Below are 14,302 nucleotides of genomic sequence, written 5' to 3'. Positions count from 1 at the left end.
GGGGAGCGGTAGGCCGCTACAGCCGCACCCGCAACTCCCGCAGCCCCCGCAACGTGAAGTTCGGCAGGTAGGCGAGGGACTGCTCGGGGACGCCGTACTCTGGAAACCGGCCCAGGAAGCGCGTCAGGAAAATCGCCGCCTCCATCCGCGCGAGGCTCGCGCCCAGGCAGTAATGCGCCCCCGCCGCGAAACTCAGGTGGGTGCGGGCGTTCTCGCGGGCCAGGTTCAGGCGGTGCGGGTCGTCATACACGCGTGGGTCGCGGTTCGCCCCGGCCAGGCTGAGGCCCAGGTGCAGCCCGGCGGGCAGCTCCACCCCGCCCAGCGTCAGGGGCGTGGTGGTGAAGCGCCCGGTCCCCTGCACGGGCGACACGAAGCGCAGCAGTTCCTCGACCGCGTTCGCGGCGCGGTGTTCGGGGTCCGCCGCCAGCCAGACGCGCTCCTGCGGCCACTCGTGCAGCGCGTGCAGGCTGCCGGAAATCAGGTTGCTGGTGGTCTCGTGCCCGGCGACCAGCAACAGCACGGCGTTGGCGAGCAGTTCCTCGCCGCTGAGCCGTCCGCCCCCTTCCTCGGGGCTGGCCTCCGCGGCGGCCAGGGCCGAGAGCAGGCCCGGCTGGGGGTGCGCGCGCAGGTCGTCGGCCAGGGTGCGGAAGTAGGCGCGCATGGCGGCGGCGTCGGCCTCCACCTGTGCCCAGCGTTCGAGGGTGACGTTGAGGCCGCCCAGCAGATCGGCCACACTGCCCGCCCAGGTCTTGAAGCGGTCGGCGTCGGTCCCTTGGAGGCCCAGCATCTGCACGATGACCGACACGGGGAGCGGCACGGCCAGGGCGCGCACGGCGTCCACCTCTCCCCCGCCCGCGCGGGCCTGCCGGGCCGCCCCGTCCAGCAGCTCATCGGTCAGCCCGGTGATGAACTCGCGGCTTTCCTCCAGCACACGCGGCGTGAACGCCCGCTGCGCCAGCGAACGCAGCCGGGTGTGCGAGGGGCCGTCGTGAAACAGCATCATCGGGGACATCAGCGCGTGACTGGCGGTGGCCTGGAAGGCGGGATCACCGTCGTACTTGCCCGTCCGGACGTGGGGACTTTTCAGGGCCGCAGCGACCTCCGCGTGCCCGCTCAGCAGGGCGAAGCCCGCGCCGGGGGCGTACAGCACGGGGGAAACGGCGCGCATCCGGTCCAGATACGCGGGCGGGTCGGCCAGGTGCGCGCCCTGCCAGTACCCTTGCAGCAGCGCGGCGGCGTCAGCGGCGGTCGCGGTCATGCTCCAGCCTACTCCCGGGGCGCGGGCCTGCTACCCTGCCCCCTATGTCGGCGGGCGTGGGGCGGCTGGTGGTGGGCGTCAGTGGCGGAAGCGGGATGCCTTACGCGTTGTCGGTGTTGCGGGCCCTCCGGGCGCTGGACGTGGAGACGCACCTGATCGTGAGCAGCGGGGCCAAGCGCGTGATGACGGCCGAGCGCGGCCCGCAACTCGCGGACCTGACCGCCCTCGCGCACGTCACCCACGATGACCGCGACCTCGCGGCCAGCGTCGCCAGCGGCAGCTTCCGGACCGGCGGGATGCTGATCGTGCCGTGCAGCGCCGGAACACTGGCGAAGGTGGCGGGCGGCTTTGCCGACAACCTGCTGGCCCGGGCCGCGCACGTCACCCTCAAGGAACGGCGGCGGCTGGTGCTGGTGCTGCGCGAAGACCCCCTCCCCCGCCCGATGCTGACCAACATGCTGGCCGCCCATGACGCGGGCGCGACCGTCATGACCGCCAGTCCCGGCTTCTACCACGCGCCGGACACGGTGGACGAACTGCTGCACTTCGTCACCGCCCGCGTGCTGGACCAGTTCGGGCTGGACGTGCCGGGCTTCCGGCGCTGGAAGGAAGAGGCGTCGTGACGGGCCTGTGCTTCCTGGCGGGCCGCACCGCCGCCCTGATTCCCGCCGCCGGGTCGGGCACCCGCCTGGGCCGGGGACCGAAAGCCTTCGTGGAGGTGGCGGGGAAAAGCCTGCTGGCCCGCAGCGTGGCGGCCCTCGCCCCGCTGGTGGACGAGGTGCTGGTGGCGCTCCCGGAGGGGTTGACCTTGCCGGAGGGCGTCCCCGCGCGCGCCATCGGGGGCGGCGCGACGCGGCAGGAAAGTGTGCGGCGCCTGCTGCGGGCGACCACGGCAGAGGTGGTTCTGGTGCATGATGCGGCGCGGCCTTTTCTGCCTGCGCAGGTGGTTCACGCGCTGCTGGAGGCCATTCCCGAGACGGGCGCGGCCACCGCCGCCCTGCCCGTCGCGGATACCCTGGTGCGGGGAGCGGCGGGCCGCTGGGCGGACCCCGTGGCCCGCGACGGCCTCTGGGCGGTGCAGACCCCGCAGGGCTTTCGCCGGGAAGTGCTGCTGCGGGCACACGCGGCGGCGCAGGCGGGAGGCCACACGGCCACGGACGACGCGGGGCTGGTCGCCCGGCTGGGCCTGCCCGTGACGCTGGTGCCCGGGGACGCGCGGCTGTTCAAGGTCACGGCCCCCGGCGACCTGGCCCTCGCGCAGGCGGTGGCCGCGATGTGGGATGCTGGGCGGGATGCCACCTGAGCGCCGAGGTGCCCGATGCCCCTAGACTCCCCGACCCGCACGCTTCCAGCCGCCGCCCCCGCCACCTATTTCGCCCCCGCCAAGGTCAACCTGGGCCTCAGCGTGCGCGGCCTGCGCGCCGACGGCTATCACGAGCTGCACTCGGTGATGGTGCCGCTGATGGTGGGTGACGAGCTGGACATCGCGCCCGCCGACACGCTGACGCTGCGGGTGGAGGGCGCGGACCTCCCCACCGACGAACGCAACCTGGTCTACCGGGCGGCGCGGGCCTATCTGGAGGCGGCGGGCGTGGGCGGCGGGGCCACGATCACCCTCCGCAAGCGGCTTCCGCTGGCGTCCGGCCTGGGCGGCGGCAGCAGCGACGCCGCGACCACGCTGATGGCCCTGGCGCGGCTGTACCCCTCAGGCGTGAACCTGGGGGCGCTGGCCCTGACGCTCGGCGCGGACGTGCCGTTTTTCCTGCTGGGACAGGCGGCGCTGGCGCAGGGCGTCGGGGAAGTGCTGACGCCGCTGCCGGTGCCGCGCGTGCCGCTGGTGCTGGTGAACCCCGGCGTGGAGGTCAGCGCCCGGGACGCCTACACCTGGCTGGACGAGGAGGAAGCCTTCACCCCCAAACTGGACGTGGAGGCCGTCCTCGCCGCGCTCACCGACGGGCGGGCCGTGCCGTACCTCAACGCCCTGGAAGGGCCGGTGGCGGCCCGCCACGCGCCGGTCCGCGAGACGCTGGCCGCCCTGTCCGGCGCGGGCCTGCGCTCGCCCCTGATGAGCGGCAGCGGGGCCACCTGCTTCGCCCTGGCCGCCAGCGACGATCAGGCCCACGACGCGGCCCGGACTCTCCAGAGCCGCCATCCGGGGTGGTGGGTGACGGCGACCTGCACGCTGTAGGGGCGGAAGGCAGCGGGCAGAAAAAGTTCTTTGCCCGCTGCCTTCCGCTCTCCGCACCCCTTCAGGGCTGGTACGTCTTCAGCACCCCGCCGAACCCGGCAGACAGCCCGGTGCGGTAGAACACCAGACTGATCGGCAGATTGCTGCCACTGGCGGGCACAAAGTCGATGTTCAGGCGGTCGGTGCGGGGCCGCCACAGCAGCACGGGCTGGTCGGGCGTGAGGGCATTGCCGCTGCGGGGCAGCTTGATGGTCTGGCTGATCGGCCCGTCCTCGACATTCATCGCGCCCCGGTAGAGGCCGCCGCGCGGGCTGAGGGCGACGGCGGTCCCGGCCACGCCGCTGACCTCCAGGTCGTACAGCACGCCGTAGTTGCCGCTGAGGCGCTGGGGGCGGCCCGTCAGCATGTCGGTGCCCGTGAGGGCGGGGTCCACCTGCCCGTCCCCGATCACGATGCGGGCGGGCAGGGTGCTCAGGTTCACGCGCAGCGACCGCACCGCGTTCGGGAAGGTGCCGCGCACGTGGCGGCCATCGGGCTGGAGGTAGGGCAGCTGCTGCACGACCTGCGCGGTGGGCGGCAGGGCGTCTTCCAGCATCACGAAGGTCAGCTCCACCCGGCCCGAGGTGATCAGGTCCTGCATCACGTTCACGCCGCTGCCCACGCCCAGCGTGGGGCTGGCATACACGGCGGCGCTCTGGCCGGGCGCGAGGGTCAGGACGTGCCCACCCGTGCTGGCGAAATAGTCCAGCAGCGTGACCTGACCCAGCAGGCCCTCGATGCGGGTGGGGGCCGTCTCGCCCAGACGCTCGGTGCGGACCTCGACGGCGCGGGCTTCGAGATTGCGGGCCAGGACATAGAGCCGCGCGGGCCGGCCGAGCGCGTTGAGATGGTACGCCAGCAGCCGCGCCCGCCCCGACACGCTGTCCTGATACAGCACGCCGCTCTGGGCCGGGGCTTCCGGGCTGTCACTGAACAGCAGCGGCGAGCTGGCGCTGGGCACCGCGAGCGCCGTCACGGCGGGGTAGCCGGTCACCAGCGGGTCGGGAAAACGGTCGCCGGGTTCGGCGTACTTCAGGGCGTAGCTCAGCGGCGTGTCCACCGCCGCCCCCTCCACCCGGATGGTGCGCGAAAAGGGCTGGCTCTGGAGGCCCCGGCTGTTGGTGACCTGAAGCGACACGGTATAGGTGCCCGGCTGAAAGTACACGTCCTGGCGGTTCGTCCACTTGCGGCTGACGATGTCCGCGCCGTCGGGGTCGAAGGGGTAGTCGGTAAAGATGACCCGCTCGCCGGGCGCATAGGTGGTCTTGTCGGTCGAGAAGCGCGCCTGCGGGGCCAGCGGATTGCCGCCCTCGCGCAGCGCCGTGAGGGTGAGGGTGCGGCCCCCCTCTTCCACCGTCAGGTTCGCGTTCAGCGCGTCGGCCAGCAACCGGACGTTGACGTACAGGGTGGTTCCGATCAGGAGGGCGCTCCCGTCGGGCTGCGCGGCACCGGCCAGAAAGGCGACGTTGCGGGCGGTGTCCACCGTCAGGCGGCCCAGCTGCACCTGCCCGCCCGCCTCGGTCAGCGTCTGGCCCAGCAGCGCCGCCGTCTCGCGCAGCGGCAGCAGGGTCCGGCCGTTCACCACACGCGGCGGGGCGAGGTACTGGGCCGCCTCGCCGTTCACGTAGGCGGCGGTCTGGTCGGGCGAGAACGAGAGCTGAACGGCCCCCAGGGCCGAGGCGGGCACGGCCGCCAGGCCGAGGGCCAGCGCGGCGAGCAGCGCCCGGCCACCGGCACGCCACCTTCGGCGGGCCGCACGGGACAGAACAACAGGCAGGGCGGGCACAGACATCCGTGAAGTATGCCCGCCCAACCTGACCGCTGTCTGCCCCCGGTTGTCCCTGTTCCGCCTGACGATGAAGGCGGCGTGAGGAGGCGGAGCTGGCCCGCCCCGTTGCTGCCGCCCTAGCCCCCTGTCCCCTCGCGCCGCCGCCACCTGGTCCGGCGCAGTTCCGCGCCGATGAACGCGGCGGTGTTCAGGGCGTAGGTCACGGCGAGCAGCGTCAGCAGGGCGGTGCGGGTGCCGGGCTGCGTGGGGTCGAGGGGCGTGCCGAAACGCGTCAGCCCGGCCAGCGGGGCCAGGCCCGCCAGGGCAGCGGCCCAGGCCAGCAGCAACACGCCGCCCCAGGCCCCTTCCAGCAGGGCGGTCCCCGGCAGCAGCAGCGCGGCCAGCCGGTAACCGGCCGGGCGGCCCTGCCGGGCGGCGCTGGCCGGGCGGGGGATCAGCAGCGACAGGGCCAGCAACGTCAGCAAGGCGAGGGCACCCAGGAAGGCCCACCCCAGCCGCACGCTGCCGGTCTGCACGCCCGGACCGGCCGCCGGGGTCAGGGCGGCGAGGGGATCGCGCAGGTCGCGGGCCAGCGTGACGCTGAGGTCGCCGTTCACCGCGCGGGCCAGACTGCGGTCGTCGGGGTAACACAGCCGGGGTTCCCCGGGCCGGTAGCTGCGCTGGAAGGCGCTGCCGGGAGTGCCCGGGTTCAGCCCCAGGTTGTAGGCGGCGGCGGTCAGATCGGGCCGGGCCGCCAGCGCGGCGCGGTACTGCTCGCGCGCCTGCGGGGCGTCGCCGCGTTCCTGCGCGATCACCCCCAGATTGTTCAGCGCGCAGGCGTCGCCGGGGGCGCGGGCGTAGCGGTCGCGGGCGGCGCTGTCGTCGCCGTCAAGCTGCGCGGCCAGCCCCGCCAGCAGCGCGGTATCGGGCGTGGGGCGCAGGTCCAGGTCGTCCAGGCGGGCCGCGTACCACCCCCCCCCGTAGGTGCCGATGTTCAGGGCGGGGGCGGCCAGCCGGGCGGCGGTGGTGTTGGCCCACTGCCACCCCACCACGCTGACGACCAGCCCGGCGGCCAGCGCCACCAGCCCCAGCCGCTCTCCCACGGGGGCGTACAGGACGGCGGCCCGGCGCATCCGGGCCAGCGGGTGCCGCAGCCAGGCGGCCCAGCGGCCTCCCAGCGGGCGGGTGTCCTCGCCCTGCACGCGCCAGGCCCGGACGGTCATGGCCAGCAGCGCCGCCCCCAGCGCCAGCAGCAGCGCCAGCGTGACCAGCCGCATGGCGTCGCGGACCCGGCGCGGCGCTTCCGGCCCCAGGTTGTAGAGCGTCCCGGCCCGCAGCCCACGGGCAAACTGCCGCCACTCCTCCGCCTCACCGCTGCGGCCCTGCGTGTCGAGCAGTTGCGCGTAGCGGAGGTACAGCGCCCCCCCACCCTCGAAGCGGGGATGCAGGTCGCGCAGGTAGCGCATCCACGCCTCTGCCCGCCCCAGGCGGCCCTGGTCGAGCAGCGTGCCCACGTACCCGCTGGGGTTCCCGTAGGCAAACAGCGCCTCCCGGCTCACGCTGACCTCGGGGTCGTAGCCGCGCGCGGCGGCGTCGCGGCGGGCACGGTCGAGCGCCAGATCGGCGGCGGCAGGGAACCCGCCGGCGTCCAGCGCCGCCGCCAGCTGCACCCAGACCGGAAAGGGCAAGTCATTGCCCAGCGTGCGCCGCAGCGCATTCAGGGCAGCGTAGCGGTCGCCGCCCCGCCCCGCCTGCTGCGCCTCCCGCAGCGTCAGGAAGGGATTGAGCGGGTCTTCCCGCGCCGCCCGGGCCAGGTCCTCCGGCGGCACCAGGCTGGCGGCCCGGGCCAGCCACCCGGTCACCTCCGGGTCAGGGGGAAAGACCACCCGTTCCTGCACGCGCCCGCCGCCCTGCGGGTCCCCCAGCGTGAAACGTTCGGTGTAGCCTTCGCCCCGCGTGCTGACCCGCAGCGTGCCGCCCGTCGCGTCGAGGGAGGTGACGGCTCCCGGCAGGTCGTAGCGGGCCTGCAAGGTTCCTGCTCCCCCCAGCGCGTACACCACCGGGCCGACCCCCAGATAGGTGGTCTTTCCCAGCGTGACCGGGCCGGTCAGGTCGCCCAGTGCGGCGGGGTAGCTGCGCGACCAGCGGAGGTTCGCGCCGTCCTCGTAGCGCAGCGTGCGGCCCTCCAGCACGGCGTCGGCCCCCGCTGTTCCCAGCAGGGCAGCCAACGTCACCAGCACCAGCCGCACCACGCAGCGCTCCGTCCGCCTCATGCGGGCCGCTTCTGTGCGGTCAGCAGGTGCAGGGCGCGCGCCGCCATCGCCGCGCCTCCCGCCAGCAGGTCGGGCAGGCCCCCGTAGCGCAGGGCCAGCAGCACGCCCAGCGGCACGGCCACAGCGGTGGCAAAGGGCACGGCATTCAGCCCCAGGCGGGCCTGCAAGGTCGCCCGGTAGAGGGGAATCAGCGCCAGTCCGGCGGCCAGCATCCCCGCCAGCGTGATCGGCGCGGCCACCAGCAGCGCCCCCATCAGCGGCGCGATGCCGCCCCCGCCCGCAAAGCCGAAGAACACCGGATAGCAGTGCCCCAGCACCACGAACAGGGTGGCCACCCAGGTGAAGTCCGGCGTGAGCCAGTGCGCCAGCAGCACGGCGGCCGCGCCCTTGAGGACGTCGCAGGCGGTGACCAGCAGCGCCGCTGCCAGCCCGTGCTGCCGGTAGGTCCCGCTCCCCCCGGGCAGGTCCCGGTCACGGATGTCCGCGCCGCGCGCGCGCGAGTACAGCACGCCCGCCACGAGGGAACCGAGCAGATACGAGGCGAGCGCGACCAGGAGGAGCATGTGCGCGCATTCTAGAGTGCCGGGCGGCCCCGGCGTGCGGCCAGGGCGCGGGCCTCCCCCGGGCTGGCGGCACTCTAGACTCCCGGCATGATGACGCCCCCACCCGCTCCCCTCTCGCGGACCGAACTGCGGCGCTACTCGCGGCAACTGCTGGTGCCCGAATGGCTGGAGGCGGGCGCGCAGGAACGGGTGCGGGCCGCCTCGGTGCTGGTGGTCGGCGCGGGGGGCCTGGGCGGCCCGGTGATCGCGCAGCTCGCCGGAGCCGGGACCGGGCGGCTGGTGATCGCCGACGACGACACGGTGGACCTCAGCAACCTGCACCGCCAGACCCTGTTCGGCCTGGCGGACGTGGGGCGGCCCAAGGCCGGGGTGGCCGCCGCGCGCGCGCAGGCCCTCAATCCCCACGTGCGGGTGGAGGTCGCGGCCCGGCTGACCGCCGACAACGCCGCCGAACTGGTCGGGGGGGTGGACCTCGTCGTGGACGCCACCGACAATTTCGGGACACGCTACAACCTGGCCGACGCCTGTCAGCGGGCGGGCCGCGAGTGGGTGTGGGGCGCGGCGAGCGGCACCAGCGGACTGGTCAGCGTCTTCGGGCCAGCCCTCGGCCTGCGCGACGTGTTCCCCGACCCCGGCGAGGCCGAGTCCTGCAACGAGGCGGGCGTGCTGGGGCCGCTGCCGAACGTGGTGGGCAGCGTCATGGCGCTGGAGGCCCTCAAGGTGCTGGGCGGCGTGGGAGAGGCCCTGCGGGGCCGGCTGTGGACCTTCGAGGCCCTGACCGGGCGCGTCCGCGTCCTGAACCTGAGGGGCGCGGCCAGGGAAGGCTGAGACTGCCGCCTGCCGTCCTCGCGGGGCCGGCGGGAGAACCGGGGAAAGCCCCCATCAGCGCACGTTTCCCGGCTGGCGTCCCGCCAAACGTGTGTTACTGTGCATTTGAGCCAACAACTCAGCTCGAATCCACCTCACGGAGGTCCATGCATGGCCAGAACGACCCAGTCTGCCGCTCCCAGGGGAACCGCCCGCCGCAACGCCGGAGACGCCGCCGCAGGAGCCGGACAGAGAGAAGGGGGCCGCGCCGACAGCGGCAAGATCGCCAAGACGCAGATCATCGAGCAGGTCGCTGAGCGCACCGGCCTGAGCCGCAAGCAGGCGGGCGAGGCCGTGGCGACCCTGCTGAACGCCGTCACGCAGGCCCTCCGCGAGGGCAAAAGCGTGGGCCTGCCGGGCCTGGGCACCCTCAGCGTCACGCCGACGGCGGCCCGCACCGGCGTGCGCCCCGGCACCAGCGAACGCATCCAGATTCCCGCAGGCAAGAAGATCCGGTTCAAGCTCGCCACCCCTCTCAAGGGCAGCCTCTAAGCCGCACCGTTCACAAGGGACTGTTTCTGAACGGGCCGCTCCAGGGGGGCGGCCTGCTGCCTGGACAGAGTTTGTAATCTGCCCTACCCGGAGGCGGGCGGGGGGCGGGTACGTTGAGCCTCACGATGAAAACCGTCCTGTGTCTCTCGCTGGCCGTGCTGGTTGGCAGCGCCGCCGCCAAACCCATCGTGGTGGGCAGCAAGCTCGACCCCGAGGCGCAGATTCTCGGTCAGATGATCGTCCTGACGCTGAAAAACGCCGGGCTGGAGGTCACCGACCGGACCAACCTGGGCGATACGGGCGTGAACCGCAAGGCGATCCTGGCGGGCGAGATCGACGTGTACCCGGAGTACACCGGGAACGCCGTGTACCTCTTTCCCCAGGCGAAAATCAGCGCGAAGGAGGCGGGCAATCCCGGCAAGATCTACGGCTACGCCCGGCAACTGGACCTGAAAAACGGCATCACCTGGCTGAAGCCCGCGAACGTGAACAACACCTGGGTGATCGCGGTGCCGCAGACGCTGGCGCAGGGCCAGAAGCTGAGCAGCGTGGCCGACCTCGCGCGGTACCTGAAGGGCGGCGGCAAGTTCAAGATCGCGGGTAGCCCCGAGTTCTTCAACCGCCCCGATACCATGCCCGCCTTCGAGGCCGCCTACGGCTTCAAGCTGCGGCCCGATCAGAAGCTGGTGCTGGCGGGCGCCACCCCGCCCCAGACGCAGCAGGCCGCCGCGAACGGCACCAGCGGCGTGAATGCCGCGATGGCCTACGGCACCGACGGCAGCCTGGCTGCGCTGAAGCTGGTGGCCCTGAAGGACCCCAAAGGCGCGCAGGCGGTGTACCAGCCCGCCCCGATCATCCGCACCTCTGTCCTGAAGGCCAATCCACAGATCACGGCGCTGCTGAACAGGGTGTTCGCGGGCCTGACCCAGACCACGTTGCAGGGGTTGAATGCCCAGGTCGCGCTGGAGGGCCGCACCGCGCAGGCCGTCGCCGAGGGCTACCTGAAGGGCAAAGGGCTGATCCGGTGACCTCTCCAGCAAAACTGGGCGCCTTCTTCCCGCGCTGGGACAAGCGCCTCGCGTGAGCGTTTCCGGCCAGCCGGGGGCCGGGGTCCGTGGGGCCTACGCCCCCTGGTCTGTTCCCGGCGGCACCGGCACCGTCCTGGTGCTGGCCACCCTGCCGATGCTGGCCGGCACGTTGCTGCCCTGGGTGCTGCTGCGCCCCAACCGGCTGGCCCCCGGTGACTCTCTGCGGCTGCCCCCTGCCCTGGTGGGGGCCGGCCTGCTGCTGGCCGCGCTGCCCCTCCTCACGGCCCGCCTGTTCCCGCGCCTGACCGGGCTGGCCGCCTCACTGGCCGTCGTCGCCGGCTTCTGGGCGCTGGGAACGCAAACCCAGGCGGCGGTGGCGGGCCAGGCCCCGTTTGCGCGGGCGAGTGCGGCAAGCGGGGTGTGGCTGTTTTGGCTGGGCGCGGGCATCGCAACGTATGGCGCGGGTCTTCTGACCCGGTCGCGCCCGGAGCGGTGGCTGGCGTGGGCCTGGGGGCCACCCGTCGCGGCGCTGTTCCTGTCCGGGCACCTGAACGCCTGGTCGGTGCTGATCGAGGGCCGCAGCGAGGGGCCGCGCTGGGTGCAGGAACTCGGGCAGCACCTGCGGCTGGTGGGAGAGGGGCTGGGCCTGGCCCTCCTGATCGGCGTGCCGCTGGCGGTGTGGGCCTCGGGCCGCGAGCGGGCGGCGGGCACCGTCCTGGGCGCCGCGAACGCGGTGCAGACCCTGCCCAGCCTCGCGCTGCTGGGCCTGCTGATCGCGCCGCTGTCAGCCCTGGCCAACGCCTTTCCCGCGCTCCGGGCACTGGGGATCAGCGGCATCGGGGTGGCCCCGGCCCTGACGGCCCTGACACTGTACGCACTGCTACCCATCCTGCGAAACGGTGTGGTCGCGCTGCGGGGCGTGCCGTCCGGGACCCTGGACGCCGCGCGGGGCATGGGCATGACCCCCGCGCAACTGTTCTGGCGCGTGCGGCTGCCGCTGGCCCTGCCCGTGTGGCTGAGCGGCGTCCGGCAGGCTGCCGTGCTGCTGGTCGGTGTGGCGGCGGTGGCGGCCCTGATCGGCGCGGGCGGGTTGGGCACCTACATCTTCAAGGGGCTGCAAAGCGCGGCCACCGACCTGATCCTGCTCGGCGCGGTGCCCGCCGCCCTCCTCGCCCTGGGGCTGGACGCGGCGCTGCGGGGGCTGGAACGGCTGCTGGGCAGGCACTTCGGGAGGGGGCCTTGATCGAACTGCAACATCTGGAGCGGCGCTACGGCGACGCCTACGCCGTCCGTGACCTGAACCTGAAGTTTCCGGAAGGCGAACTCACGGCGCTGCTCGGCCCCTCCGGCTGCGGCAAGACGACCACGCTGCGGATGATCAACCGCCTCACCGAACCGAGTGCGGGCCGCGTCCTGCTGGGGGGCCGCGACACCCGCGACCTCCGCCCGGAGGAGCTGCGCCGGGGTCTCGGGTACGTGATCCAGCAGATCGGCCTGTTCCCGCACCTCACGGTCGCGCAGAACGTGGCGACCGTTCCCGAACTGCTGGGCTGGGATCGCCGCCGAACCGCCCGGCGGGTGGACGACCTGCTGGAACTGGTGGGCCTCGATCCCGCCGTCTACCGGGCCAAGAAACCGGGCGAGCTGTCGGGCGGCCAGGCGCAGCGCGTGGGTGTGGCGCGTGCCCTCGCGGCGGACCCGCCCGTCCTGCTGATGGACGAGCCGTTCGGCGCCCTCGATCCCCTGGCCCGTGACCGCCTGCAAGACGCCTTCAAGGACATTCAGCAGCGCCTCAGAAAAACAGTCGTGCTGGTCACCCACGACATCGACGAGGCCCTGCGGCTGGGGGACCGGATCGCCCTGATGCATGCGGGCACGCTGGCCCAGTTCGGCACGCCGGACGACCTGATTCACCGCCCCGCCAGCCCCTTCGTGCGGCACTTCCTGGGCGAGGACGCCGTGCTGCGCCAGCTCGCGGGCCGCGCCGCCGCCGAGTTCGTCCGGCCCGGTGACCCCGCTGGCCTGCCCAGGATCGCGGACACGCTGGACGCCCGCAGCGCCCTGGGCGTCATGCTGCGCGAGGGTTCGGACGCCCTGGCCGTCCTGCGGGAGGGTGTTCCGCTGGGGGTGCTGCGCTGGGACGACCTGCGCGTCCGGGAAGCCCAGGCGCGGAAAGCCCAAGCGTGACCAGCGTGCCCGCCTCGCGCCGCCCCAGCCGCGTTCCCTGGGGCGTGATCGTGTGGCCCGCGCTGCTGGCCTTCTGCCTGCTGCCCGGCGTGCTCCCCCGGCTGGTGCAGCCCCTGACGGCGGGGGAACGCCTGACCTTCGAGCCGCCCCTCTGGCAACTGACGCTGACGCATCTGGGGCTGGTGCTGCTCGCCACTGGGGTGGTGCTGCTGATCGGCGTCCCCCTCGCGGTGGTGGTGACCCGCCCGGGCCGCGAAGCCCTGCGACACCTCACCGAAACCCTGGTCGGCCTGGGACAGACGGTGCCGACCTTCGCGGTCCTGGCGTTGGCCGTGCCCGCCCTGGGCTTCGGCTGGGCGCCCACGCTCCTGGGGCTGATCGTGTACGGGCTGGTCCCCGTGGTCAGCAACGGCGTCGCGGGCCTGCTGAGCGTGGAAGGGCACCTGCTGGACGCGGCACGCGGCATGGGGATGTCCCCGTGGCAACGGCTCCAGCGGGTCGAACTGCCGCTGGCCCTGCCCGTTCTGCTGGCGGGCGTGCGGACCAGCACGGTCTACAACGTCGGCACCGCAACGATCGGCGCGGCCCTGGGGGCCGGTGGGCTGGGGGCGCCGATCATCAATGGCCTCTCGCAACAGAACCCGGGTCTGGTGCTGGTCGGGGCCGTGCTGGCGGCCCTCCTGGCCCTGAGCCTGGATGCACTGCTGGGCCTGGTGGTCTCTTCCCCGCTCTCTCCAGCAGAGTGAAGGGCACCGGCCTCATCCCCACGTTTATTGTGATGGAGTTCTCATAGAGAGCTGCTAGGATGAGAATCATGCGGCCTGGACCTTCATCCGATGACCCCCGGCCCGCACTGGCCTTTTTGCCTGACCTTTCCCACCCCTGAGGTGTTACCGGCCCAGCCCTGCGCTGGGCCGCTGCTCATTTCAGTGGGAGAGGCTCCGGCCCGGCCCCACGCCGACCGTGGGACAGCGCCCGGTGGTCCTCTTTTCAGCCCGACTTGGCCCACCCCCTTGCACGGCCGCAGCAGAGGTGACCCCAGTGAAAAGCACTTCTTTCCGCCCCGGTGATCGCGTTGTCCTGCCTCCCTACGGGATCGGCGTGGTTAGGGGCACCTGCCAGCGCCCGGTCGCTGGGGAAACCCACGCCTACTATCAGGTGGACTTTCCCAACACGGCCAGCCGCGCCTTTGTCCCCGTGAGTGCCCCGCAGGGGACCGGGATGCGCGCCGCACTGACGACCGCCGACATGCCGAACCTGCTCAGGCGGCTCCAGATCAGCCGGGAACTGAACCTGCCCCGCCAGTGGGCCGCCCGGCACCGCCGCGTGACCGAGATTCTGGTCGGCGGCGACCCCTACGAACTGGCCACGCTGACCTGTGAGCTGCGCCGCTGGAACAATGAACGTGGCCTGCCTGACCTGGACCGTCAGGCGTTTCGCCGCGCCATCCGCCTCCTCGAACAGGAAGTCAGGGGTCTGGAAGACCAGTACGCCCAGGATGTCCAGCGCCTGCTCGACCATGCCTGGAACGAGACGCCCGCCTGAGGGCGAGAACCGGCAGCGGGCCGTGTCCAGAAGCCCAAACGCGCACACCCCCCGCGGGAGGCGGGGGGTGAAGGGGCAGGAGATGCAGGGGGTG

Annotated in this window: 14 protein-coding genes; 10 read left to right on the top strand and 4 right to left on the bottom strand. The window is 73.0% G+C overall.

Going from position 1 to position 14,302, the window contains the following annotated elements; translation table 11 throughout:
* Positions 1–16: 16 nt before the first annotated feature.
* A complete protein-coding gene (locus DEIPH_RS00935) occupies positions 17–1,258 on the bottom strand; it encodes a cytochrome P450 (protein WP_034352391.1) in 1,242 nt (413 codons plus the stop codon).
* Between the two features lie 44 nt (positions 1,259–1,302).
* Here DEIPH_RS00935 and DEIPH_RS00930 point away from each other — a divergent pair, with 44 nt between their 5' ends.
* From DEIPH_RS00930 to DEIPH_RS00920, 3 genes are read left to right on the top strand one after another with little or no spacing between them, the layout of a single operon-like run.
* On the top strand, positions 1,303–1,881 hold the full coding sequence (locus DEIPH_RS00930) for a UbiX family flavin prenyltransferase (protein ID WP_034352389.1): 579 nt from the start codon (positions 1,303–1,305) through the stop codon (positions 1,879–1,881).
* A complete protein-coding gene (gene ispD / locus DEIPH_RS00925) occupies positions 1,878–2,561 on the top strand; it encodes a 2-C-methyl-D-erythritol 4-phosphate cytidylyltransferase (RefSeq protein ID WP_034352386.1) in 684 nt (227 codons plus the stop codon). The genes DEIPH_RS00930 and ispD overlap by 4 nt, the downstream gene beginning before the upstream one ends.
* 15 nt (positions 2,562–2,576) lie before the next feature.
* Positions 2,577–3,446, top strand: a complete 870-nt coding sequence (locus DEIPH_RS00920) for a 4-(cytidine 5'-diphospho)-2-C-methyl-D-erythritol kinase (protein WP_034352383.1) — start codon at positions 2,577–2,579, stop codon at positions 3,444–3,446.
* Between the two features lie 61 nt (positions 3,447–3,507).
* Here the strand turns inward: DEIPH_RS00920 and DEIPH_RS00915 are convergent, their stop codons facing one another.
* From DEIPH_RS00915 to DEIPH_RS00905, 3 genes are all read right to left on the bottom strand, one after another.
* The gene (locus DEIPH_RS00915) at positions 3,508–5,277 is read right to left on the bottom strand and encodes a stalk domain-containing protein (protein ID WP_034352380.1); all 1,770 of its coding nucleotides are present in this window, start codon (positions 5,275–5,277) and stop codon (positions 3,508–3,510) included.
* 113 nt (positions 5,278–5,390) lie between these two features.
* Positions 5,391–7,526 carry a hypothetical protein gene (locus tag DEIPH_RS00910; RefSeq protein WP_034352377.1) on the bottom strand — a complete coding sequence of 712 codons (2,136 nt, stop codon included), beginning with the start codon at positions 7,524–7,526 and terminating at the stop codon, positions 5,391–5,393.
* Positions 7,523–8,089 (bottom strand): glycerol-3-phosphate acyltransferase, encoded by a 567-nt coding sequence (locus tag DEIPH_RS00905; protein ID WP_034352374.1) that lies wholly within the window; start codon positions 8,087–8,089, stop codon positions 7,523–7,525. Before DEIPH_RS00905 ends, DEIPH_RS00910 begins: the two co-directional genes overlap by 4 nt.
* 90 nt (positions 8,090–8,179) lie before the next feature.
* Between DEIPH_RS00905 and DEIPH_RS00900 the strand changes: the two genes are divergently transcribed.
* The 7 genes from DEIPH_RS00900 to DEIPH_RS00870 all read left to right on the top strand — a co-directional run bounded on the left by DEIPH_RS00900 (position 8,180) and on the right by DEIPH_RS00870 (position 14,208).
* A complete protein-coding gene (locus DEIPH_RS00900; protein ID WP_034352793.1) occupies positions 8,180–8,917 on the top strand; it encodes a HesA/MoeB/ThiF family protein in 738 nt (245 codons plus the stop codon).
* Positions 8,918–9,067: 150 nt separating this feature from the next.
* Positions 9,068–9,448: an HU family DNA-binding protein gene (locus DEIPH_RS00895; protein ID WP_034352373.1), complete on the top strand. Its 381-nt coding sequence runs from the start codon at positions 9,068–9,070 to the stop codon at positions 9,446–9,448.
* A gap of 125 nt (positions 9,449–9,573) precedes the next feature.
* Entirely contained in the window at positions 9,574–10,476 is a 903-nt protein-coding gene (locus DEIPH_RS00890) for an ABC transporter substrate-binding protein (RefSeq protein ID WP_034352371.1), read from the top strand.
* A 52-nt stretch (positions 10,477–10,528) separates the two neighbouring features.
* On the top strand, positions 10,529–11,719 hold the full coding sequence (locus tag DEIPH_RS00885) for an ABC transporter permease (RefSeq protein WP_407636485.1): 1,191 nt from the start codon (positions 10,529–10,531) through the stop codon (positions 11,717–11,719).
* Positions 11,716–12,663 carry an ABC transporter ATP-binding protein gene (locus tag DEIPH_RS00880; protein WP_034352368.1) on the top strand — a complete coding sequence of 316 codons (948 nt, stop codon included), beginning with the start codon at positions 11,716–11,718 and terminating at the stop codon, positions 12,661–12,663. The genes DEIPH_RS00885 and DEIPH_RS00880 overlap by 4 nt, the downstream gene beginning before the upstream one ends.
* Positions 12,660–13,409, top strand: coding sequence for an ABC transporter permease (locus tag DEIPH_RS00875; protein ID WP_034352366.1), 750 nt, complete (start codon positions 12,660–12,662; stop codon positions 13,407–13,409). The genes DEIPH_RS00880 and DEIPH_RS00875 overlap by 4 nt, the downstream gene beginning before the upstream one ends.
* 295 nt (positions 13,410–13,704) lie before the next feature.
* Positions 13,705–14,208, top strand: a complete 504-nt coding sequence (locus DEIPH_RS00870; protein ID WP_034352363.1) for a CarD family transcriptional regulator — start codon at positions 13,705–13,707, stop codon at positions 14,206–14,208.
* The last annotated feature ends 94 nt before the right edge of the window (positions 14,209–14,302 follow it).

Source organism: Deinococcus phoenicis, assembly GCF_000599865.1.
Lineage (GTDB): Bacteria > Deinococcota > Deinococci > Deinococcales > Deinococcaceae > Deinococcus > Deinococcus phoenicis.
The sequence above is the reverse complement of the archived record's forward strand: the minus strand, read 5'-3'. Positions and strand labels throughout refer to the sequence as shown.